The organism is Streptomyces sp. NPDC006309 (assembly GCF_040613095.1).
Taxonomy (GTDB): domain Bacteria; phylum Actinomycetota; class Actinomycetes; order Streptomycetales; family Streptomycetaceae; genus Streptomyces.
In genome coordinates this window covers 1-1,499 of record NZ_JBEXRO010000050.1, presented here as the reverse complement: position 1 = coordinate 1,499, position 1,499 = coordinate 1, and the positions used below count along the sequence as shown (strand labels likewise).

The 1,499-nt window shown below is 65.1% G+C and carries 2 protein-coding genes; both read right to left on the bottom strand.

Annotated elements, in window-relative coordinates; translation table 11 throughout:
- Positions 1–759, bottom strand: a 759-nt coding sequence (locus tag ABZ117_RS33790; protein WP_356826556.1) for a hypothetical protein, incomplete at its 3' end; no start/stop codon positions are given.
- Between the two features lie 528 nt (positions 760–1,287).
- Positions 1,288–1,499 (bottom strand): hypothetical protein (locus ABZ117_RS33785; protein WP_356826554.1); only part of this gene is annotated, 212 nt, incomplete at its 5' end.

Sequence of the window (1,499 nt, the reverse complement as noted above, 5' to 3'; positions counted from 1 at the left end):
CAGTTTACCGTCCGTCGTGATGGCGTATATCGACTTGGTATTACGCGCAGGGTCCCTACCAAACACGGCAGGGTAACCGCTGAACTGCAAGCCGATCTCACCTGCCGCTTCGGCGGGGAAGTCGATATGCCAGCCCTCGGCATCCCATATCTGGGCCAGCCGATCAGTGGTCGTCACCGCATACAGCGACTTGATGTTACGTGACGGATCCCTGCCGAGCACAGCCACGCTCGATCGTGCGTCGTTAGTCGACCTCTGCGGAGAAGCCTTAGCGCCCTCCCAGTTGGCCCACCAGTTTTGGACGAGACCGTGAATCTGGTAGAAGTGGGTGCTCACCGGCGAGTGGAGCGTCTTCAGGACAGGCTCGTTGTATACCTGGGCAGCCGCGGGGTGCAGGAAGTCGTTGTGTACGCCGCCTTCAATGAACTGGCCGAGTTCATCGGCGGAGGCGAAGGTCTCCGGGTGGTTGGCGATGCGGTCGACGTCCGCCGCCCAAACGTCCCACCCCAGCTCGGACCGCTTCAGCTCGGAGGGTACGTCCACCCACGGCTGCACCGCTGCCTGATCCGCGAACGGCTGGTTGTCGTACCAGGCGTGGAACTGCCTAATGAAGTCCCGATGGAACGTCAGGAATTCTAGTCCCGAGCCGGTGCTACCCGGCGGATGGACCCGCGTCGGCAGAGTCGGATGCGCTGAGTGCTCGTGCCACGCGTGGTGCAGGTCGGCAAGGGCTTCAGGGAAGTTCGCAATGATGGCCATGAAGCTCCAATCGCTGGCACGCCCCGCGCGCGACTTTTGGACGGACACACGAGAACAAGGCGAGAAGACGAACCCCCGGGGGCGAGGAGGCGAAGCGGGGGGACAGAGTCGCGCCACTCGGCGCAGAAATACTCTTCCACCGTGGCGCTAGCGAGTCGCGCACGCATCGCGGGATGGGCTATCCGGGTGACACCTCTTTCGCCACCCGCTATAGCACGATGGGTGACCACGGGACAGCGCTTATCGGCGTGCCGGGGAGGGACGCCCTGTTCCGTCTTGGTCAGCGTGCTGTACCGGACCCCTGAGAGCTCACAGAGGCCCTTCTGGGTGAGGTGTTGTTCACGTCGCAGACGCGGCATCCGTACCCGCGTGCATACTGGCTCCTGTTCTGCATCAACCGCCGACGTCGTCGCCAACCTCGCCGACTTCCTGCGCACCGGCACCGAGCCGTGAGTGCCTGGAGGCGCTGTTCGTCCCCCGCCAGCTCCCGCCCGCCAAGCCGCGCAAGCCCGCCCCGGCCGGACGCGCTCAGCGCGGGGCCGGCGAACCGGTCACGGGCACGGTCGCCACCCACGGCCAAGACCAGCCCGACCGCTCATTTCCACATTTGGGAATGAGCGGTGCCGCCGGCCCGGTTCCGTCCCGGCCCTGGATCCATCGCTGGCCGTCGAACGTCACGTAGTCCGTGTTGATGTTCGAACCGTCCGGCGCCAGGCCCTCGTCGTTCATGCTGTCCGCCT